Below are 19878 nucleotides of genomic sequence, written 5' to 3' on the forward strand. Positions count from 1 at the left end.
ACCGGCTTACAATTCAGCATCTGAAACGCCTGAAATACTTTGGGCCACGCCCGAACAGCATCCCGTCTAAAACAGCCCATGTCCGCCCTGTCACTCGCCCCCCGCGCCCTGTACGAAGAAGTTGCCGAACTGTTGCGGCAGCGGATTTTTGCGCGCGAACTGGAGCCGGGCAGCTGGATCGACGAGTTGCGCATTGCAGAGGCGCTGGGCATCAGCCGCACCCCGCTGCGCGAAGCGCTCAAGGTGTTGGCGGCCGAAGGCCTGGTGACCATGAAGGTGCGCCGGGGCGCTTATGTGACCGAGGTGAGCGAAAAAGACCTGCGCGATGTGTACCACCTGCTGGCCTTGCTCGAATCGGATGCAGCGCGTGTGGTGGCGCAAAACGCCAGCGCCGAACAAATTGCACAGATCACCTCTTTGCACGCGGACCTGGAAAAAGCCACTCACGACCGAGACCGCTTTTTCGAGATCAATGAAGGTTTTCACATGCTGCTGCTGGAATTGGCCGACAACCGCTGGCGCGACCAGATGGTGGCCGACCTGCGCAAGGTGATGAAGCTCAACCGCCACAGCTCGCTGTTCAAAGAGGGCCGCATGGAGCAATCTCTGGCCGAACACCGCGCCATCGTGCAGGCCTTGACCGAACGCCAGCCCGAGCAAGCGGCCGAGCGCATGTCGGCGCATTTCATGAACGGCTTGCAGGCCGCGCAATGAGCACCCCTCGTCTGTAAAGGGCCCCGAATCCCGACCTGGGTCTTATCAACTGCATGGCGGGCTCCTGAGAAACCGCTCAGCCGTAGGTCGGTGGCTTCAGCCACGACATGGGACATGAGCCGAAGCATGCATCGTCGGAGCTGAAGCTCCGACCTACAGGACACGGCCCAAGCCTTCAATCGTGAATCACCGCCCCCCGCGCCAACGCCGCGCGAGCCAGCTGCCAGACTTCACGCGGTGGCAAAGGCTTGAGTTTGTGGTCGCTCCAGACCTGTCGCCACAAACGCCCACCGCGCTGGCCGTGGTACAGGCCCAACATGTGCCGGGCAATCGCGTACCAAGGGCAGCCGTCTTCGGCAAAGGCACGCTCCATGTAGGTCACCATGGCCTCTTCCACCGCCTCGCGACTGGGCACCTCGTGGGAATCGCCATAAAACGCAGCGTCCCAGCTGCCCAACAGCCAAGGGTTGTAGTACGCCTCGCGTCCGACCATCACGCCATCAGCGTGCTGCAGATGCAGAGCAATCTCTTCGTTGGTCTTGATGCCGCCGTTCACGGCGATCAGCAACCCCGGAAAGTCTTTCTTGAGCTGGTAGGCCAGCTCGTAACGCAGAGGCGGAATCTCACGGTTTTCTTTGGGGCTCAGGCCGTCGAGCCACGCATTGCGGGCGTGCACGATGAAGACTTTGCAACCGGCATCGCTCACGGTGCCTACAAAGTCGCGCACAAAGTCGTAGCTCTCAATGCGGTCAATGCCGATGCGGTGCTTCACCGTCACCGGCACATCCACCACATCGAGCATGGCTTTCAAGCCATCGGCCACGGTGCGCGGCTCGTTCATCAGGCAAGCGCCAAATGCGCCACGCTGCACGCGGTCTGAGGGGCAGCCGCAGTTGAGGTTGATCTCGTCATAACCCCACTCTTGCCCCAGCTTGGCGGCGTGGGCCAAATCGGCCGCGTCGCTGCCGCCCAGTTGGAGGGCCACGGGGTGCTCTTCGGCGTTGAAGCGCAGGTGCCGCTGCACGCTGCCGTGGCGCAAGGCACCGGTGGTCACCATCTCGGTATAAAGCAAGGTGTGGCGGGTCAGCAGGCGGTGGAAAAACCGGCAGTGCCGATCGGTCCAATCCATCATGGGGGCTACACTGAGCCGCCAAGGGCTAAATTGTTGATTGATACCGATTTTATTTTCTATCGAATGCTGCATTTCGGCCATTATTTACATGAAGTGCATACACATTGCACACAAGGTGAACACCAGGAACACAATGTGTTCATCAATCTCTACACACAGATCGCACTCACTCGCAACATTTTCGCAGCTACCCGCTTGAAAATGGAGAGTAAAGGTTAGTCGGCAGGGACTCTCTCGATGTTCAATCTTCGATACCAAACGTGAAACCAAGAACTGGTCAACGGGAATGGCATCAAAAGCAAACCAGATTGCCAGTTCTGGATTTTCTCCCATTCCCAAAGGTGCTGCTGCCAGAGACCTGATTGGAAACCACACCGAAACAATCAAAAAGACCTACGGCAAAACAAAAACGACAAGCCTTGAGATGTTGAAACACGCACTCTGTCACGAACCAAGGCGCGAGCGCCATTGATAAAAGATCGGCTGGATAAAGCCTTCTGAGCAGCAAATGTCTTGGATGGACACGCCTGCTTCGGCTTGCTTGGAGAATCCGATGATCTGCTCACCGGTGAACCGTGTGGTCTGCATATCCGCCATTTTCCAAATTGAGCGGACTTGGCTCCATCGATTTGGAAAGACTCAGCCGGGGGCAGATCAAACCGTCGAGCAGGTGCAATCTAAATATCCTTCGGATCTTGAGATATAAGGTTTTGTCATTGGATTCCAGCTGTTCTGTGACTGCTGCATCCGCCCAGGGGTCTGGCCTGGATGGAGGTTGCTACACAGACACGCCTTAGATCAGCGCCAAGGACAGCCAGGGGAATGCGCAGACCAAGACCAGCACGCCCAACATCGCCCCGAGAAAGGGCATGCATCCGGCAAAGATGCTTTCCACTGAGATATTGGGGTCGTTCAAGGTTGATTTGACCGTGAACACCGAGATGCCGAATGGCGGTGTCAGCAAGCCCATCTCAACGGCAAGCACGGTGATGACGCCAAAATGGATCAGGTCGAAACCGAAGCTCGCTGCAATAGGTGCAGCGACTGGGGTCATGATCAGCAAGATGGAGCTGGAGTCCAAAATCATGCCTAGAAGCAGCACGATCCCGATATACAAGGTCAAAAACCCATAGGGCCCAAGACCCGCGTCACGAACCAGATCACTGATGGCCACAGGCACACCCGCCACACTGAGCATGCGGCTATAAAAGCTGGCCGCCACCAGCAGGATCAAGATGGTGCAAGACACGCTGCCGGTTTCATGCAAAACCTGCCAAAGCTTGCCTTTGCCCAACGAACGTCGCATCAGGGCAATGACCAGCGCACCAAACGCCCCCACACCACCGGCTTCGGTGGGTGTGAAAAAGCCACCGTACAGCCCGCCCAACACCAAGGCCACCAGCGCAGCAATGGGGACCAGTTTAGTGAACATTTGCAGCTTGGTCAGTGTGACTTGAATCTGTCGTCCCCGCAGCAACTGAGATTGCTGCAAAGGATCAAAGACTTGTCCTGGCGTGAATCGCGCCATGAGCATGATCATCATGGCGAAAACCATGGCCAGCAAAAACCCGGGGATCACGCCAGCCACAAACAATTTGCCAATGGATTGTTCGGCCAGCACGCCGTAAATGATCATCAGCAAGCTGGGGGGGATCATCATCCCCAACACAGAGCTTCCAGCCACGGTGCCGGTGGCAAAGGTGGTGCGATAACCGTGTTTGACCATTTCGGGCACGGCCACGCGGGTGAACACCGCAGCCGACGCGATGGAGACCCCTGTGACCGCTGCGAAAACCGTGTTGGCGGCAACAGTGGCCACACCGAGGCCTCCTTGAAGCTTGCGAAGCAAGACTTCCGCGACCGTGAAGGTATCCTTGCCCACGTTGGAAATGCTCACGAGCAGTCCCATCAGCACAAACAGCGGAATGGTCGCAAACACATAGTCGGCTACGCCGTTGTAGGCCGACATGTAAAACAATTTGATGGCCATGTCGAGGTTGTCTCGCACCAGCCAGACGCCAGCAAAACCGACCGCCAGCAAGGCCACACCAATGTGCACGCCAAGAAGAACCAGCATGACCAGCACGCCAATGAGCAAACCGCCCATGCCCAAATCGCTCATACGCCACCTCCCAATGGATCGTCAGCAGGAACTGGGGATCCTGGTTGTTTCAAGATGCCGGGGATGCTCATCAAATAGCACAAAGCACCCACGACAGATCCTGCAACGAGCAGGCCACGGAACGGCCAGGCCGGAACGCTGTAGACGCCCTGCACGCCATAGAACTCGTTGCTTGTCCAAGAGTTGCTGAATTCAGACCAACCAATCCAGGCCAAAGCTGCAAACAATCCAGCACCCACCAAGGCATTGAAGACATTGAGTGCCACGACACCTTTGGCCGAGCGCTTGCCGATCAGGTTGAGCAAAAAGTCACTGCGCGTCATCCGGTTGCTGCAAACGGCAGCGGCCAGTTGAAGAAAAACAATGGAACCGACCGAGCGTGATGAAAACTCAGCCACACCGGTGATGGGGCTGTCCAGAAAATCACGACCGATCACGTCCGCGACCACCAACGCCATGATCAAAAAGATCCAGACGGTCCCGATGGAGGCGAGCAAATTGGCTGGAAACTCCAAGGGATGCCGTTGTGAGGCAGGTGTTTGTGTTTGGGGATCGGCATGCAAGATGGGCTCCTTTGATGGATGACAAGGCAGGCCTGCAGGGCCTTCAGCTGAAAAAAGATCCTGCAGGCATCAACATGGGCGCGTGGGCCGTCAGCGGGCCGCTTTGTCCCAGTCGCGCAGAGGCTTCACACCGCGAGCGCGCAATTCGTCAAAATAGGCGCGAAGCACGGACTTGCCAGCATCGCCTGTGGTCTGCAGCCATGGCGTAACGATGTCGGGCAGGCCGTTGATCCACTTGGCACGCTCAGCGGCTGGAAGATCAGACACCTGCAGGCCTGCGGCGCGCATGGTTTCCATGGCCTTCACAGCGGAATTGGTGACATGCTTGCCGTGGGCGACCGATGTGGCCTTGCCAGCCTTGGTGAAGGCTTCTTGAACTTCCTTGGGCAGTTTGTCAAAGAAGCTTTTGTTAGCTGCAACGCTGCCGAAATACATGGCACCCACATCCACGCGTGTCAAATGCTTGGCCACTTCGTAGACCCGCGCAGGACCAATGCCACTGGCAAAACTCAGGGCACCTTGGGTCACACCTGTTTGAATATTGGTGTAATAAGTGGTCAAAGCGCCCTCAACCGGTGTGGCTCCAGTGTCGCGCATCCAGTTGGCTGATGTGCCTGGTGCATGGATTTTCTTGTTTTGCAGCGAGGCCATGTTGGTCACAGGGAAGTTGGCATAGATGTCGTAGCTGTCAGTAATGAGAGACGACAAGGGCACCATGTTCTGCGCAGTCCAGCTGGCCTTGAGCGCTGGGTGCGTGTCGTTGAGTTTGTCGAAAATGCTGATCAGCATTTCGTGGTTGGTGGTGGCAAACGGCGTGAAATAAGTGACGTTTTGCAAAGGCATGGCTGAGTTTTCCCAGACGGTGCCGACCATGCCCACGTCAACAATGCCGTCCTTGACGGCAGCGCGTGTTTCAGAAAACTTGTAAAGCGTTCCGCCGTAACTCTCACGCCAGCGCACTTCATACTTACCTCCGCCTTCCTTGAGCAGCCGATCAACTTCGGGCTGGAACACCTCTTTCATGGCGTAGGCCCAGATGTTGGTGGTCGGATGACTTGCACCGATGTTGACGTTGATGCGCTGTTGGGCGACTGCATTGCTGGCAGCAGTTGCGCAACCGATCGCGATCAACCCGGAAAGGGCCAACTTGTTGAGTTTCATGCGTTCTCCTTTTGGTTGAATAGCGGCAGTCCATTGCCGCGCGTAAATGCCTTAGCCGGTAGGCTGCAGCGGGGTGAAAAAATTTCATGGATTCCGTTTTCTTGTGCCGGCACTGGTCTTAGAGGCTGCCGAAATATGGGCTTGGCCGAACAATGTTTGACTGGCAATCAAATAGCCCAGCACGCGATCATGGACAAGGGAATGGCTGAAACGTTCGGGGGCTTGATCGTTGGCCACACCCTGACCGTAAATCCAGCGCCGCATCGCGATGTAAAAAAAACCACCGTGTAACCCCATTAACAGTTCCAACTCACGTTCACTGGATTTGGCTCGACTGCTCAAGCCGCGAAAGCGTCTTGTCTCTCGAATCAGGCGAGGGAACAGCCGCTGGCGAAGAAGCGAAAAGAACCTGTCGGTGATGGCGTGATCGGAAAGGCCCGAAAACACCAAGATACGCGTGAACTCACGGTTCAACGCTGAGTTGATGTAATCGTCGTAAAAGCCGGTGAGTTTTTCTTCAGGCGTTTTCTCAGGGTCATCCAGCAAGGCTTCCCATTCGGGATTCCAACGCCCTTCGAAAACCTCCAAGTAAACCCGGTCGATCAAGGCTTGTTTGGTGGGAAAGTAATGGTAAAGAAGCGCATGTGTGACACCGATGCTGCGGCCCAAATCTCGTAGTTGAGCACCGAATCCGTTTTGTGCAAAAAAACCAATGGCACCTTCCAAAATCTGACGCTCACGTTCGGCAACACCCAACCGCCGCCGCATTCGCGGAGGCTCGGGCGCTAACCCGGCAGCGGGGTCAAGCGCCCGCTCAGGGTTTGTCTGTATGGGCATGCTATTTACCGTATGGTCAATTTGGAATAGGATTATTGAACGCATGGTAAACAAAACAACCCCGTGAAAACCCCAAAGATGACCCCATGGAATTGACAGGCGACGTTGTAATTAACGCGACTCGAGCGCGTGTTTGGATGGCACTGAATGATCCAGCTGTCTTGACGGCTTGTATTCCCGGCTGTGAAGCTGTGGAGCAGGTCGGCCCTCTTGAAAAGACCGCTCGCATGATGGTCAAGGTGGGGCCGGTTCGTGCCAAGTTCAGCGGTCGCATTTTGATGAGCGACGTGATCGAGGCCGAAAGTTGCGCCATGACTTTCGAAGGGTCTGGCGGTGCAGCCGGTATGGCCCGGGGTCGCTCGCAAGTCAGTCTCAGTGATGAAGGCGAGAACACACGTGTGCATTACACGGTTCAGGCCTCGGTGGCTGGCAAGCTGGGCTTGGTTGGGGGGCGCATGATCGATGGGGCCGCCAAACAGATGGCGGATCAGTTTTTTAATGCCTTTCAGTTGCACCTTGCGCCGACTCAACCGGATGCCGACAAGCCACTAACAGAGTCACATACGCCTGAAGCGGTCCCAGTGAGCCCCTCGGCCGCCCATACCCCAAGCGCAGATTTGCCCTTGGCTGGAGCGGCTGTTGCGCAGCCACCAACCCGTCCATTGCCAAACGACATGGAGTGGTTGCGCGTGAAATGGTTTGCCTTGGGGGTCTTGGCCACAGCCGTTGGCGTGTGGCTCGGCGCTCAGCTCTGAGGCGGGCCTTGTTTGGCCGATATTGAACACACAAACTGGAAGACCCACCGTGAAATCAGCTGCATTTGATTACGTCAAGCCCGCCGCGATGGCCGAGCTCTTCGAGCTGCTTCAAACCCACGGGGACGACGCCCGAATTTTGGCGGGGGGACAGACCCTGCTGGCCACACTGAACATGCGTTTGTCCGAACCGCAACTGGTGATTGACATCACGGGCCTGAATGAGCTGCGGGGCATTCGCCAAGAGGGCGATCGCCTCTACATTGGCGCACTGACCACGCACACTGACATTGAAAACAGCGCCTTGGTCAGCCTACATGCCCCGATGCTGGCCATGGCTGCACCTCATATTGCTCACCGAGCGATTCGCAACTCGGGAACTTGGGGCGGCTCGATTGCTTATGGGGACCCGGCAGCTGAATGGCCGTGCTGCCTTTGCGCCATGGATGGGCAGATTCACCTGCAAAGCCCCAAGGGCCTTCGCAAGATCTCGGCCACTGATTTTTTCGTAGACCTGTACACGACAGCTCTCGCGCCTGATGAAGTCGTTGTGGGGGCCGATGTGCCTCTGGCGGGTCAGTCGGACTGGTTTGCTTTCGATGAACTGGCAAGACGTCACGGCGATTACGCGGTGGCAGGTCTGGCGGTGGCCGCCCACTTCTCCGGCACGGTGGCCCAGCGTGTGAATCTGGCTTTCCTGGGCATTGGTGCGATTCCTTGGCGTGCACGCCGAACCGAAGCCTTGCTTGTGGGCAAGACGCTGGATTCTGCAACGGTGGAGATTGCGGTGGCTTCGCTCAAAGCCGAGCTCGATCCCCTTCCTGATCTAACCCACAGCCCCGAAACCAAGCGGCACTTGGCCACCGTACTGGCTCGCCGTTTGCTATCGGCTGCGCAGGCCAGCCGCAGCGCGATCGCTGTCTGATTTATTCCGGGAGAAACGCATGGCATCTCTTCAAACACTTCAAGTTGAAGTCAACGGTCAACCGCAAGTGCGCAGCGTGGCACCACGCCAGCACCTGGTCGACTTCATTCGAAACGAACTGGGCCTCAAAGGCTCGCATCTGGGTTGCGAACATGGTGTTTGTGGCGCATGCACCGTGGAGGTGAATGGACGCATCGTGCGCGGTTGCCTGACGCTGGCCGTTCAAACCCAGGGCGGCAAGGTCCGCACGATCGAAGGCCTCAGTGCCGATGGTGATGTGCGTGATCTGCAGGATGCCTTTGTGAGGAACAACGCCTTGCAGTGCGGGTTTTGCACGCCGGGCATGGTGATGGCCGCCAAGGAGTTGCTGGAGGTCAAACCCGATGCGACCCGGGAAGAAGTGCGTGAGTGGATGAGTGGCAACTATTGCCGCTGCACCGGCTACCACGCCATTGTCGATGCCATTTGCGAAACCCTGGCCGAGCGCGCCAAGAACGCGTCCAGCCGTCCTTCCGAAAAGGTGAGCGCATGAACACCATGACACATAACTTGTCGGGCACTGCAGGCCCTGAAGTGGAAGATTCGCCAAAAGTCGACCACGAAGAAAAGCCTTTGCATGCCTTGACTGAGGACCCCCGCTACATTGGACAAAGCGTTGAACGCCCCAGTGCCCGCAAATTGGTTCAAGGTCAAGGCACCTACATCGACGACATTGAATTGCCCCGAATGGCCCATGTCGTGTACTGGCGCAGCCCCGTCGCGCATTGCAAGATCACCCACATCGATGCCACTGCTGCTCGCAGCATGCCCGGGGTGATTCTGGTCGCCGATGGCCATGACCTGGCCAAAATATGCAAGCCATGGGTGGCGGTTCTGGGCCATCTCGCGGGCATGAAATCGGCACCGCAGTATCCACTGGCCCTGGACCGTGCCTGCTGGCAGGGTGAGCCGGTGGTGGCCATCGTTGCAGAAACCCGCGAGCAGGCCGAGGACGCGCTGCAGCTGATCCACGTCGAGATCGAACAATTGCCAGCGGTGGTGGACATGGAGACCGCGCTCGACCCTTCGACGCCACTCATTCATCCGGAGCTGGGCGACAACCTGTGTTTTACCCGCAAGCTGAATGTGGGCCAGGTTGACGAGGCTTTTGCCAATGCCGATGCAGTGGTTGAGACCACTTTTGAATTCGGGCGACACACGGGCGTGACCTTGGAGCCCCGTTGTCAGATTGCCGATTGGAATGTTGCCGATCAGAAGCTCACCGTGTACCACTCATTCCAGGCACCGCACATGATGCAGGACCTGTATGCCAGGCAGTTTGATCTGCCTGAACACGCAGTGCGGGTGATTTGCAAGGACGTGGGCGGCTCTTTTGGCATCAAGGTGCATGCTTATCCAGATGACTTTGCCACGGTGGCCTTGTCGATGATGTGCCGACGCCCGGTCAAGTTTGTGGCCGATCGCATGGAGAGTTTCACCAGCGATATTCACGCGCGTCACCACTTGGTCAAGGCACGCATTGCCGCCAACAAGAGCGGAGAGATCCTCGCTTTCGAGATGAATGACCTGACGGGCATTGGTCCGTATTCCATGTTCCCGCGCACCAGCGCGATCGAGGGCAATCAGGTGGTCAATTTGGTGGGTGGCCCCTACAAACACGCCAACTACCGGGCGCACTTGGACGTGGTGTTTCAGAACAAGACGCCCACTTGCCAGTACCGCGGGGTGGGTCACCCCATCGCCTGCGCAGTGACCGAAGGATTGGTTGACCAAGCGGCGCGGGCCATCGGCATGGACCCGCTGGAGTTTCGCAAGAAGAACGTGATTCCCGACGACGCTTATCCCACCACAGGGGCCAGCGGCATCAAGCTCGAAGTCTTGTCGCATGAGGCCTGCCTGAGCAAAATCGAACAGATGATGGATTACCCACGTCTCAAGGCGGAGATTGCCCAGCTGCGTGAACAAGGCATTTACCGCGGCATTGGCTTTGCGACATTGATTGAGCTCACAAACCCGAGTGCGGCTTTTTATGGGGTGGGTGGCGCGCGCATCGCTTCTCAGGACGGCTGCACCATCCGTCTGGACCCCTCGGGTGCCATCAGCGTGAGCGTGAGTGTGGGCGAACAGGGCCAGGGCAATGACGGCATTTACCGACAGATTTCGGCGGATGGTGTTGGCGTAGATCTTGAAAAAGTGCGACTCATCATGAGCGACACCGATGTCACGCCCTATGGCGGAGGCACATGGGCTTCGCGCGGTGCGGGTGTTGGCGGTGAGGCGGTTTTGCTGGCCTCCCAGGCGCTGCGCGCCAACATCCTCAAGTTGGCCGCTGTCATCCTCAAGCGCAGCGAGGCTGAATTGACCGTGCGCCGTGGCCATGTGGTGGACGCCCAGACGCTGGAGTCGGTGCTGGACTTTGCCGAACTTGGCCGCATTGCCTACTTCCGTTCAGACCTTTTGCCCAATGACTTCACGCCGGAGCTGATGGTGACGCGCCACTATGCTCAGCGCGACTACCCCTTCATCTTCACCAATGGTGTGCAGGCCTCTTATGTTGAAGTGGACCCGGACACCGGCTTTGTCAAGCTGCTCAAACACTGGGCGGTCGAGGATTGCGGTCGTGTTCTGAACCCCAAACTCGTGGACGAGCAGATTCGGGGAGCCATTGTGCAGGGCATCGGCGGAGCCCTTTTTGAAGAGTGCCTGTACGACGATGAGGGGCTGATGCGCAATGCCAACATGGCCGATTACCTGGTGCCCATGAGCGGTGAAATGCCCGACATCGAGGTGGCGCATGTGCAGACACCCACGCGCTCCAGCCAGCTGGGGGCCAAAGGCGCAGGCGAGGCAGGCACTGCGGGTGCACCTGCTGCGGTCATGAACGCGATCAACGACGCCTTGGCGCCGTTCAAGGCGGAGCTCTGGTCGCAACCGATCACGCCTGAGAAAGTGCTGCGCGCCTTGGGTCGAGTGGCCTGAGCGCGCGTCTCTGTGATCCGTATGGGGTTCTTCTGAATGGGCCCCTTATCGGTGACACTCACTACCACACGGCGCACCTGGCACGTCATCAACTCGCTGCGCAGCGCCTCAGCATCGGCCAGCCCCATTTCGCGGGTCATGCACTCCGACTGCATAGTTTCCAAGACTTGTGCAAAGCACGCCCAAACGGCATCGCGTACTGCACCAGGGATCATCACGCTGTTGATGGCCACCAACTTTCGACGTAAAAGATGAATGACGCCACGCCGGATGAAAAATACATGTCTTGTGCTGCGTTGCAGGCAATCTGCACGTGTTCCACCAAGCCACCTTCAGCACCTGCGACCAACATTTCATCTTTCTTTGACGTTAATTCAAATCCAATAAAAATAACAAAAGAAAAATAATCCCCACGAAATTCACTGAAAAACATGTGCCAAAGCATATCTGAGGCATTGGGATCAGCTGGGTCAACAACTGTTTACATGATCAATTAGCCATCAGCCACGCCCACAGATACACGATGATTGCATTCCAGCTTAACAACGCAATTGATCATCAATTAGACACGGAACCCCTAGAGTCCTCACCAATCATGGTTAAGGTTGTCCTTTGAATTTGGGGGCTGATTATCCTTGGCTTGTGACGGACTTGCCCCAGGCGATGGGTGGTCGGCGTATAAAGACAGAAGTTCAAGCCCGACAATACGCGGATGAAGCTGAAGGAGGCGAAATGAGCAATGCAACGATGTGGTGGGTGCTGACCGGCGTGCTGGTGGCGCTGGAGTTGGTAACGGGCACCTTTTACCTGCTGATGCTGGGTCTCGGGTCTGTGGCCGCTGCGCTGGTCGCATTGGCTGGTTATGGCCTGAGCACCCAACTGGTGGCAGCGGCCATCGTCGGCGGCTTGGGGGCTGTGCTGCTGGGCCAATGGCGCATGCGCCAAACCACCACGCCACAAGAAGCCCAAGACCAACACTTGGACTTGGGTGCCACGGTGCAGGTCGATGCTTGGGACGCGCAAGGCACCGCACAAGTCAAACACCGGGGCGCGGCCTGGACCGCGGTGCTGGCCCCGGGCCAGACCGCCACGGCTGGCATTCACCGCATTCAGGCCATGGCGGGCAACCGCCTGGTCCTCGAGAAAATCTGAGCACACCGCTCACTACACCGAAAAGGGAGAAAAACCATGGAAGTCGCTGCCATCCTCGTGATCATCGCGGTCCTGTTCATCATCAAGACCGTCAAGGTCGTGCCGCAACAAGAGGCCTGGGTGGTCGAAAGGCTGGGCAAATTCCACGCCAGTCTGGCCCCGGGCCTGAACTTTGTGGTGCCCTTTGTGGACAACGTGATCCAGAAACACAGCCTGAAAGAAATCCCCCTGGACGTGCCCAGCCAGATCTGCATCACGCGAGACAACACGCAGCTGCAGGTCGACGGCATTTTGTACTTTCAAGTCACCGACCCCAAACTGGCCAGTTACGGCTCGTCCAACTACATCGTGGCCGTGACCCAGCTGGCACAAACCAGCCTGCGCAGCGTGATCGGCAAATTGGAGCTCGACAAGACTTTTGAAGAGCGCGACATCATCAACGCACAGGTGGTGGCTGCCATCGACGAAGCGGCGCTCAACTGGGGCGTGAAGGTGTTGCGTTACGAGATCAAGGACCTGACACCGCCCAAAGAAATTTTGCTGGCCATGCAGTCACAAATCACCGCCGAGCGCGAAAAGCGCGCGCTGATCGCCGCATCCGAAGGCCGCCGTCAGGAGCAGATCAACATCGCGACGGGCGAGCGCGAGGCCTTCATTGCCCGCTCAGAAGGCGAAAAACAAGCCGCCATCAACAAAGCCCAAGGCGATGCCGCCGCCATCACCGAAATGGCCAATGCCACGGCTCAGGCGATTGAGCGAATTGCCACCGCCATCCGCCAGCCCGGAGGCGAACAAGCCGTGCAGCTCAAGGTGGCCGAGCAAGCGGTGCAGGCCTACGCCAAGGTGGCGCAAGACGCCAAGACCACGCTGATCGTGCCGGGCAACATGAGCGAAGTGTCGGGCCTGATCGCCTCGGCCATGCAAATGGTGAGCACGAGCAAACAAGCGGATTAAAGCCGACCGGCATACGCAAAAAACCCGCCGAGGCGGGTTTTTTAGTAGGCACTGCTGGCTTGAATGGTCCAGCTTGGCGTTGCCAAACTGTGCCAGAAACAAGCATCAACCCATGTGCAAACCGCCGTTGACGGCGAAGTCAGCACCGGTGGTGTAGCCACCATCTTCGCTGGCCATCCATGCGATGATGGAGGCGATTTCGCTGGGCTTGCCCAAGCGCTTGACGGGCACGGTGGCAACGATTTTTTCCAGCACATCAGGGCGAATGGCGTTGACCATGTCGGTGCCGATGTAGCCTGGTGACACGGTATTGACCGTGACGCCTTTGGTGGCCAGCTCTTGGGCCAAGGCCATCGAAAAACCGTGCATACCGGCTTTGGCAGCCGAGTAGTTGGTCTGACCGGCCTGACCTTTTTCGCCGTTGACCGAGCTGATGTTGATGATGCGGCCCCAGCCTTTTTCGACCATGTCGGCGACCACTTGCTTGGTCACGTTGAACATGGAGTCCAAGTTGGTGTTCATCACGGCTTGCCAGTCTTCACGCGTCATCTTCAGGAACATTCGGTCCTTGGTGATACCGGCGTTGTTGACCAAGACGTCGATCGGTCCGTGCTCGGCTTTGGCCTTGGAGAAGGCTTCCACGGTAGAGTCCCAGTCACCCACGTTGCCCACCGAGGCGTAAAAGGTGAAGCCCAAGGCTTTTTGCTCGTCCAGCCATTTGGTGAAGTCGCGTGTAGGGCCGCAACCGGCGATGACTTTGAAGCCTTCTTGGTGAAGGCGCTGGCAAATCGCGGTACCGATGCCGCCCATGCCACCTGTGACGTACGCTACTTTTTGACTCATGATTGTCTCCTTGTTATGAGTGAAGTGAAATGAAGTGAAGGCACTCACATCCTTTGGAAGGGCTGCCCTTATACAGCTGGGCAGTGTGCCAATCCAAGGCGGCGGCGTGCCTGGTTTTTAAACGCGTTCGATGGCCAGCGACACGCCCATGCCGCCGCCGATGCACAGCGCGGCCAAACCTTTTTGGGCCTGGGTGCGCTGCATTTCGTGCAACAAAGTCACCAAGATGCGACAACCGGATGCGCCGATGGGGTGACCGATGGCGATCGCACCGCCATTGACGTTGACCTTGGCCGGATCGATGTCCAAGGCCTGGTTCACGGCACAAGCTTGTGCGGCAAAGGCTTCGTTGAGTTCGAACAGGTCAACGTCTTGTGCTTTCCAGCCGGCGCGGGCCAGCGCTTTTTGCGACGCAGGCACAGGGCCCATGCCCATGGTGGCCGGGTCCAGACCGCTGGTGCCAAAAGCGGCAATGCGAGCCAGGGGCTTGAGGCCCAAGGCGGCGGCCTTCTTGGCCGACATGACCATCACGGCGGCCGCGCCGTCATTGATGCCCGAGGCGTTGCCTGCGGTCACGCTGCCGGTCTTGTCAAAGGCAGGGCGCAAGCCAGCCAACACTTCCACCGTGGTTTTCTTGTTGATGAACTCGTCGGTGTTGAACACCAGCGCGTCACCTTTGCGCTGTGGAATCAGCACGTCGACGATTTCGTCCTTGAACTTGCCCGCGTCTTGTGCGGCTGCGGCCTTGCGTTGGCTGCCTGCAGCCAGGGCGTCTTGCATGTCACGGGTGATGCCGTGGGCCTTGGCCACGTTTTCGGCGGTGATGCCCATGTGGTACTGGTTGTACACGTCCCACAAGCCGTCCACGATCATGGTGTCGGTCATCTTCCAATCGCCCATGCGCTGGCCGTCGCGGCTGCCGTTCAACACGTGCGGGCTGGCGCTCATGTTTTCCTGACCACCGGCGATGACGATCTCGCTGTCGCCCCAGGCCACGGCCTGCGCGGCCAGCATCACGGCCTTCAGGCCCGAGCCGCACACGGCGTTGATGGTCAGCGCCGGTGTTTCCTTGGCCACACCGGCTTTCATCATGGCTTGGCGGGCGGGGTTTTGGCCCACGCCTGCGGCCAGCACCTGGCCCATGATGACTTCACCGATGGCGTCCACCGGCAAGCCGCTGCGCTCGAGCAGGCTCTTGATGACGATGCTGCCCAGCTCAGTGGCGGGCGTTTTGGCGAGCGAGCCGCCAAATTTGCCCACGGCGGTGCGGGCTGCTGCAACGATGACGATGTCTTCCATTTTTGTCTCCAATAAAAAAACGAATCAGGCCTTGGCCTTCACATAGCGACCGGGGGCCGCCTCGATGGCTTTGAATTGGCTGGCTTTGCCGTAGGCTTTGGGCGCGGCAATTTGCTTGCCGGCATGGCCTTTGAGCCAGTCTGACCAATCGGTCCACCAGCTGCCGGGCACCTCTTGGGCGCTGGCGATCCAGTCGTTCACATCGGCTGGGAATTTCGTGCCTTCACTCAACCAGTGACTGCGCTTTTTGGCCGCTGGCGGGTTGATCACGCCCGCAATGTGGCCCGAAGCCCCCATCACAAAACGCTTCTTGCCCGGCAACACTTGTGTGCTGGCATAAGCCCCACCAATCGGCACGATGTGGTCTTCGCGAGAACCGTAGATGTAGACAGGCAGATCGACCTTGCCCAGATCGATGGCCTCGCCACACACGGTGACTTTGCCAGGTTGAACCAGCTTGTTTTCGAGGTAAGTGTTGCGCAAATACCAGGCGTAAAACGGGCCAGGCAAATTGGTGGAATCGCTGTTCCAGTACAAGAGGTCAAAAGGCGGCGGTGTCTCACCCTTGAGGTAGTTGCCCACCACATAGTTCCAGACCAGGTCATTCGGGCGCAAAAAGCTGAAAGTGGATGCCAGATCCTGGCCTTTGAGCAAGCCGCCTTGGCCCATTTGCTGCTCGCGGAACTTGACGAAGTTCTCGTCAATGAACACGTCCAGAATGCCGGTGTCGGTGAAGTTGATCAGCGTGGTGAGGAAGGTGGCGCTGGCCACCGGCTTTTCTCCTCGAGCGGCCAACACGGCCAAAGCGGTCGACAAGATGGTGCCTCCCACGCAAAAGCCCAAAGCATTGATTTTGGGCGCACCGGTGATGGCCTGCACCGTGTGGATGGCCTCGATGGCGGCGTGCTCGATGTAGTCGTCCCAGGTCTTTTGCGCCATGGACTCGTCAGGGTTGCGCCAGCTCACCACAAAAGTGCGGTGGCCTTGGCTCACAGCGTAGCGAATCAGCGAATTTTCGGGCTGGAGATCGAGGATGTAGAACTTGTTGATGCAAGGGGGCACCAGCAAAAACGGCTTGTCGTAGACCTTGGCGGTGAGCGGCTTGTATTCGATGAGCTGGAAAAATTCGTTTTCAAAAACGACAGCACCTTCGGTCGTGGCCACGTTCTTGCCCACTTCAAACAGGCTCTCGTCGGTCATCGAGACATGGCCCTGCTGCATGTCGTGCATCAAATTCTGGATGCCCTTGGCGATGCTTTCGCCTTTTGTCTCGATCGCTTTCTTTTGGGCTTCGGCATTAAAGGCCAAAAAGTTGCTTGGGGACGAAGCGGCCACCCACTGCTCAATGGCAAAGCGGATGCGGGTGCGTGTTTTGGCATCGGCGTCCACCGCATCGGCCAAGCCCATCAGGGTGCGGGCATTGAGCAGGTAAGTGGCCGCATTGAACGCTGCCACAGGGTTGGAGGTCCAGGCATCACCCGAAAAACGCCGGTCTTTGACTTGCAAACTGTTGCTCAGGCTTTGATTCCACAAATCTGAGGCGTCTTTGAAATACTGCCCCTGAAGGGCCTGAATCTTTTCCGGAGAGAATTTGAGTGCAGGCGTGTCAGCTTCGGGGACCGGCTTCAAACCTCCCAAGTCGATGGTCTGGAAATGCTGCATGGCCTGACCCCAACTTTGAGACAGTTTTTGCTGAAAATCCTGGTTCATCTGGGCCCAGTCGTTTGGCTTGGATGCACTCATGTTGTCTCCTGATTCAATCGTTTTTTTGAAATGGCTTGAGTACAGTATCTTTCAGTTTGTTGTCACCCAAATTACAAGGCACAAAAAATTTATGTATTTGATCGTTATTGCATGGTTCTATGTCACATTGCTGATGGCTTTGGTCGAGGCTTTTAGTACACAGGGAACTGTTTTGGGTGCCATCATCACCTTCTTGCTGTATGGCTTGTTGCCCATATCGTTGGTGATTTACCTGTTTGGTACCCCACTTCGAAGAAAAGAACGGCTCAAGGCCGAGCAAAACAGGCTGGAGGCCGAATCAAAAATCAACTCATCGGTCCAGCCAGATGCAAGCGGCCATGCGCCCACTTTGGCCGAGGACGCGGCTGTCGCGCCGGTGAGAAAAGAACCGGTCTGAATTGGTGAAGGTGCACCAAGAAGGATGACCATCATTGCCAAAAATTTGTCCAACCCCCAACTGATGCAATCGCTGTCGGGCTAAACCTGCCAAATCGGCCAAGTACTTCCCATTGGGCAAAGGTAAAAAGAATGCGTCGTTCTTGGTCGTTCCCTCTTGAAATGCAGACCGAACCTCTTGCCCCACCTCAAATGCATTCGGGCCAATGCATGGCCCCAGCCAAGCCATCAGCTCGCCATGGTGGCCATGCACGGGCAACTCGGACAACAGCGACTCCAGCACACCTTGGCCATTGACGCCCGCCAAACCACGCCAACCGGCGTGCGCAGCCGCCACCCATTGACCCGAGGCATCACACAGGAGCACAGGCAAGCAATCGGCCACCATGATGGTGCAAGCCAGCTGGTGGTTAGCGGTCCAACAAGCATCCGCTTGCGGCAGATGGACCCCATTTGTCGGCAGCGCCTCTACTTGTGTGCCATGAACTTGGTCCATGAACACGGGGGTTTTCTTGATCTGGTTGGCGAGAAGGTCACGGTTGGCCTGAACCTGCTCGTGAGAGTCCCCCACATGCCCCCCCAGATTCATGCTTCGCCAAGGCCCACTTGAAACGCCACCTTGACGCGTCGTCATGATGGCGCGAACCCCCAACGGGGCAGGCCACTCGGGTTGAATCCAGTCTGAATCAAAAGCATGCATCACAAAATCATAGCGGCTGACGCCGTGCGCATGCCATTTATTGTGTAATGACTGCATGTTGATCGAACCCTCATCGCCCACCCTGCCCTGGGTTCAGCCTGGGGAGCCACTGCCTTGCACCTCGCTGACCTGGGGGCCTTCATCGCCTGCTCCTGGCCTTTTGGCTGCCAGCAGCGATCTGAATGCTGAACGCCTGATCGAAAGTTATTCCAACGGGATTTTTCCATGGTTCAGTGAAGGGCAGCCTGTGTTGTGGTGGAGCCCCGATCCCCGCATGGTGCTTCAGACCCATCAATTTCGCTTTCACCGCTCCTTGCGTCAACGGCTCAAACAACACCTGAAATCACCCCGTTTTGAATTGTGTTTTGACCGAGACTTTGCCGGGGTGATCCACCACTGCTCCAACGCTGTTCGCCCGGGCCAAAAAGGCACCTGGATCTTGCCCTCCATGGTGAGTGCCTACACAGAACTCCACCAACTGGGCTTGGCACACAGCGCAGAGGTTTGGCTTGATGGAACGCTGGTGGCAGGGTTGTATTTTGTGGCGCTGGGCCAAGCCGTATTTGGCGAGTCCATGTTCACCCGCATTGACGATGGCTCCAAAATGGCTTTGGCCCTTTTGGTCAGCGTCGCCTTGGAGCACGGTGTTTTGGCCATTGATTGCCAGCAAAACACCCGTCACCTGGCCTCTTTGGGCGCACACGAAATGTCGCGAGACACCTTCATGACAGGCGTCAGGCAAGCGATGGACCGACCCGGCATTGACTGGGCACAGCAAACTTTATACTGGCACGCGTTGACGGCATTGGACAACCCTAAGTGACCCATCTGAAAGACCTCCCGCTTCAGGCTCTGCAGTTTTATGCCACGGCATCCTATGCTTGCAGTTACCTGCCCGATCGGTCAGCACGTTCACAGGTGGCAACGCCCAGCCATTTGATTCACAACGAGGTTTATTCAGACCTTGTGCAACAAGGCTTTCGGCGCAGCGGATTGTTTACCTACCGTCCTTATTGCGATGGTTGCCAAGCTTGCCAACCCCTGCGTGTGAATGTGGTCACTTTCCAACCAGACCGCAGTCAGCGACGCGCCCTCAAAGCCCACCAGCATTTGAAAGTGCGGGTGCTGGACTTGCATTTTGATGCCGAGCATTACGCCCTGTACTTGCGCTACCAAAATTCGCGTCACATGGGCGGTGGCATGGACCAGGACAGCGTGGATCAATACACCCAGTTCTTGCTTCAAAGTCGCGTCAATTCAAGAATCATCGAGTTTCGCGAACCCGCACCAGAAGGCACTCTGGGCCCTCTGAAAATGATCAGCATTGTCGATGTCCTCAACAATGGCCTCTCCGCCGTTTACACCTTCTACGAACCAGATGACAAAGCGAGCTACGGCACGTATGGCGTTCTTTGGCAAATCCAGCAAGCTGTCGACTTGGGTCTTTCTTATGTTTACTTAGGCTACTGGATCGAAAAAAGTCCCAAAATGAGTTACAAAGCCCGTTTCAAACCGGGCGAATTGCGAGTCCATGGTGAATGGCTGCCCATGCCTTAAAGACTCCCCTTCGATTTCACAGTGTAAAATTCAATCACATCTGCTG

General features: G+C 57.2%; 21 protein-coding genes. 10 read left to right on the plus strand and 11 right to left on the minus strand.

All coding sequences use genetic code 11. The annotated features are described in order from the left end of the window. Nucleotides 1–78 precede the first annotated feature (78 nt). Nucleotides 79–714 carry a GntR family transcriptional regulator gene (locus AMM41_RS05065; RefSeq protein WP_089953883.1) on the plus strand — a complete coding sequence of 212 codons (636 nt, stop codon included), beginning with the start codon at nucleotides 79–81 and terminating at the stop codon, nucleotides 712–714. 175 nt (nucleotides 715–889) lie between these two features. Here the strand turns inward: AMM41_RS05065 and dusA are convergent, their stop codons facing one another. The 6 genes from dusA to AMM41_RS05095 all read right to left on the minus strand — a co-directional run bounded on the left by dusA (nucleotide 890) and on the right by AMM41_RS05095 (nucleotide 6529). Next, nucleotides 890–1918: a tRNA dihydrouridine(20/20a) synthase DusA gene (gene dusA, locus AMM41_RS05070; RefSeq protein WP_089955205.1), complete on the minus strand. Its 1029-nt coding sequence runs from the start codon at nucleotides 1916–1918 to the stop codon at nucleotides 890–892. A gap of 372 nt (nucleotides 1919–2290) precedes the next feature. After that, nucleotides 2291–2434 (minus strand): transposase, encoded by a 144-nt coding sequence (locus tag AMM41_RS21760; RefSeq protein WP_146186236.1) that lies wholly within the window; start codon nucleotides 2432–2434, stop codon nucleotides 2291–2293. Nucleotides 2435–2639: 205 nt separating this feature from the next. Further along, nucleotides 2640–3968 carry a TRAP transporter large permease gene (locus AMM41_RS05080; protein ID WP_089953888.1) on the minus strand — a complete coding sequence of 443 codons (1329 nt, stop codon included), beginning with the start codon at nucleotides 3966–3968 and terminating at the stop codon, nucleotides 2640–2642. After that, a complete protein-coding gene (locus AMM41_RS05085; RefSeq protein WP_089953890.1) occupies nucleotides 3965–4531 on the minus strand; it encodes a TRAP transporter small permease subunit in 567 nt (188 codons plus the stop codon). Before AMM41_RS05085 ends, AMM41_RS05080 begins: the two co-directional genes overlap by 4 nt. A gap of 90 nt (nucleotides 4532–4621) precedes the next feature. Next, on the minus strand, nucleotides 4622–5692 hold the full coding sequence (locus AMM41_RS05090; RefSeq protein WP_089953893.1) for a C4-dicarboxylate TRAP transporter substrate-binding protein: 1071 nt from the start codon (nucleotides 5690–5692) through the stop codon (nucleotides 4622–4624). Nucleotides 5693–5776: 84 nt separating this feature from the next. Continuing rightward, nucleotides 5777–6529 carry a TetR/AcrR family transcriptional regulator gene (locus AMM41_RS05095; RefSeq protein ID WP_228769106.1) on the minus strand — a complete coding sequence of 251 codons (753 nt, stop codon included), beginning with the start codon at nucleotides 6527–6529 and terminating at the stop codon, nucleotides 5777–5779. 86 nt (nucleotides 6530–6615) lie between these two features. On the opposite strand from AMM41_RS05095, the gene AMM41_RS05100 reads away from it, so the two are divergent. From AMM41_RS05100 to AMM41_RS05115, 4 genes are read left to right on the plus strand one after another with little or no spacing between them, the layout of a single operon-like run. Next, complete coding sequence (locus AMM41_RS05100) at nucleotides 6616–7284, plus strand: CoxG family protein (RefSeq protein ID WP_089953899.1); 669 nt, start codon at nucleotides 6616–6618, stop codon at nucleotides 7282–7284. Nucleotides 7285–7333: 49 nt separating this feature from the next. Next, complete coding sequence (locus AMM41_RS05105; protein ID WP_089953901.1) at nucleotides 7334–8209, plus strand: FAD binding domain-containing protein; 876 nt, start codon at nucleotides 7334–7336, stop codon at nucleotides 8207–8209. A 19-nt stretch (nucleotides 8210–8228) separates the two neighbouring features. Beyond that, nucleotides 8229–8741 (plus strand): (2Fe-2S)-binding protein, encoded by a 513-nt coding sequence (locus tag AMM41_RS05110; RefSeq protein WP_089953903.1) that lies wholly within the window; start codon nucleotides 8229–8231, stop codon nucleotides 8739–8741. Then, nucleotides 8738–11188, plus strand: a complete 2451-nt coding sequence (locus tag AMM41_RS05115; protein ID WP_199233454.1) for a xanthine dehydrogenase family protein molybdopterin-binding subunit — start codon at nucleotides 8738–8740, stop codon at nucleotides 11186–11188. The genes AMM41_RS05110 and AMM41_RS05115 overlap by 4 nt, the downstream gene beginning before the upstream one ends. A gap of 214 nt (nucleotides 11189–11402) precedes the next feature. On the opposite strand, the gene AMM41_RS21765 is transcribed toward AMM41_RS05115, so the two are convergent. Continuing rightward, a complete protein-coding gene (locus AMM41_RS21765; RefSeq protein WP_146186235.1) occupies nucleotides 11403–11621 on the minus strand; it encodes a hypothetical protein in 219 nt (72 codons plus the stop codon). 299 nt (nucleotides 11622–11920) lie between these two features. Between AMM41_RS21765 and AMM41_RS05120 the strand changes: the two genes are divergently transcribed. Next, nucleotides 11921–12340: an NfeD family protein gene (locus AMM41_RS05120; protein WP_089955213.1), complete on the plus strand. Its 420-nt coding sequence runs from the start codon at nucleotides 11921–11923 to the stop codon at nucleotides 12338–12340. 36 nt (nucleotides 12341–12376) lie between these two features. Then, nucleotides 12377–13294, plus strand: coding sequence for an SPFH domain-containing protein (locus AMM41_RS05125; RefSeq protein ID WP_089953906.1), 918 nt, complete (start codon nucleotides 12377–12379; stop codon nucleotides 13292–13294). A gap of 105 nt (nucleotides 13295–13399) precedes the next feature. On the opposite strand, the gene phbB is transcribed toward AMM41_RS05125, so the two are convergent. The 3 genes from phbB to AMM41_RS05140 form a co-directional block, all read right to left on the minus strand. Continuing rightward, nucleotides 13400–14137 (minus strand): acetoacetyl-CoA reductase, encoded by a 738-nt coding sequence (gene phbB / locus AMM41_RS05130; RefSeq protein ID WP_089953908.1) that lies wholly within the window; start codon nucleotides 14135–14137, stop codon nucleotides 13400–13402. 117 nt (nucleotides 14138–14254) lie between these two features. Continuing rightward, nucleotides 14255–15436 carry an acetyl-CoA C-acetyltransferase gene (locus AMM41_RS05135; RefSeq protein WP_089953910.1) on the minus strand — a complete coding sequence of 394 codons (1182 nt, stop codon included), beginning with the start codon at nucleotides 15434–15436 and terminating at the stop codon, nucleotides 14255–14257. 24 nt (nucleotides 15437–15460) lie between these two features. Further along, nucleotides 15461–17179: a PHA/PHB synthase family protein gene (locus AMM41_RS05140; RefSeq protein ID WP_089953913.1), complete on the minus strand. Its 1719-nt coding sequence runs from the start codon at nucleotides 17177–17179 to the stop codon at nucleotides 15461–15463. 91 nt (nucleotides 17180–17270) lie between these two features. On the opposite strand from AMM41_RS05140, the gene AMM41_RS05145 reads away from it, so the two are divergent. Beyond that, entirely contained in the window at nucleotides 17271–17576 is a 306-nt protein-coding gene (locus AMM41_RS05145) for a hypothetical protein (RefSeq protein ID WP_089955218.1), read from the plus strand. Here AMM41_RS05145 and pgeF read toward each other — a convergent pair. After that, on the minus strand, nucleotides 17490–18332 hold the full coding sequence (gene pgeF, locus AMM41_RS05150; protein WP_368664961.1) for a peptidoglycan editing factor PgeF: 843 nt from the start codon (nucleotides 18330–18332) through the stop codon (nucleotides 17490–17492). The genes AMM41_RS05145 and pgeF overlap by 87 nt on opposite strands. On the opposite strand from pgeF, the gene aat reads away from it, so the two are divergent. Further along, on the plus strand, nucleotides 18331–19098 hold the full coding sequence (aat, locus tag AMM41_RS05155) for a leucyl/phenylalanyl-tRNA--protein transferase (RefSeq protein ID WP_089953917.1): 768 nt from the start codon (nucleotides 18331–18333) through the stop codon (nucleotides 19096–19098). The two genes, pgeF and aat, sit on opposite strands and share 2 nt — an antisense overlap. Next, on the plus strand, nucleotides 19095–19832 hold the full coding sequence (locus tag AMM41_RS05160; RefSeq protein WP_089953919.1) for an arginyltransferase: 738 nt from the start codon (nucleotides 19095–19097) through the stop codon (nucleotides 19830–19832). Before aat ends, AMM41_RS05160 begins: the two co-directional genes overlap by 4 nt. Nucleotides 19833–19878: the final 46 nt, after the last annotated feature.

The sequence above is a fragment of the Limnohabitans sp. 2KL-3 genome, from assembly GCF_001269405.1.
GTDB lineage: Bacteria > Pseudomonadota > Gammaproteobacteria > Burkholderiales > Burkholderiaceae_C > Limnohabitans_A.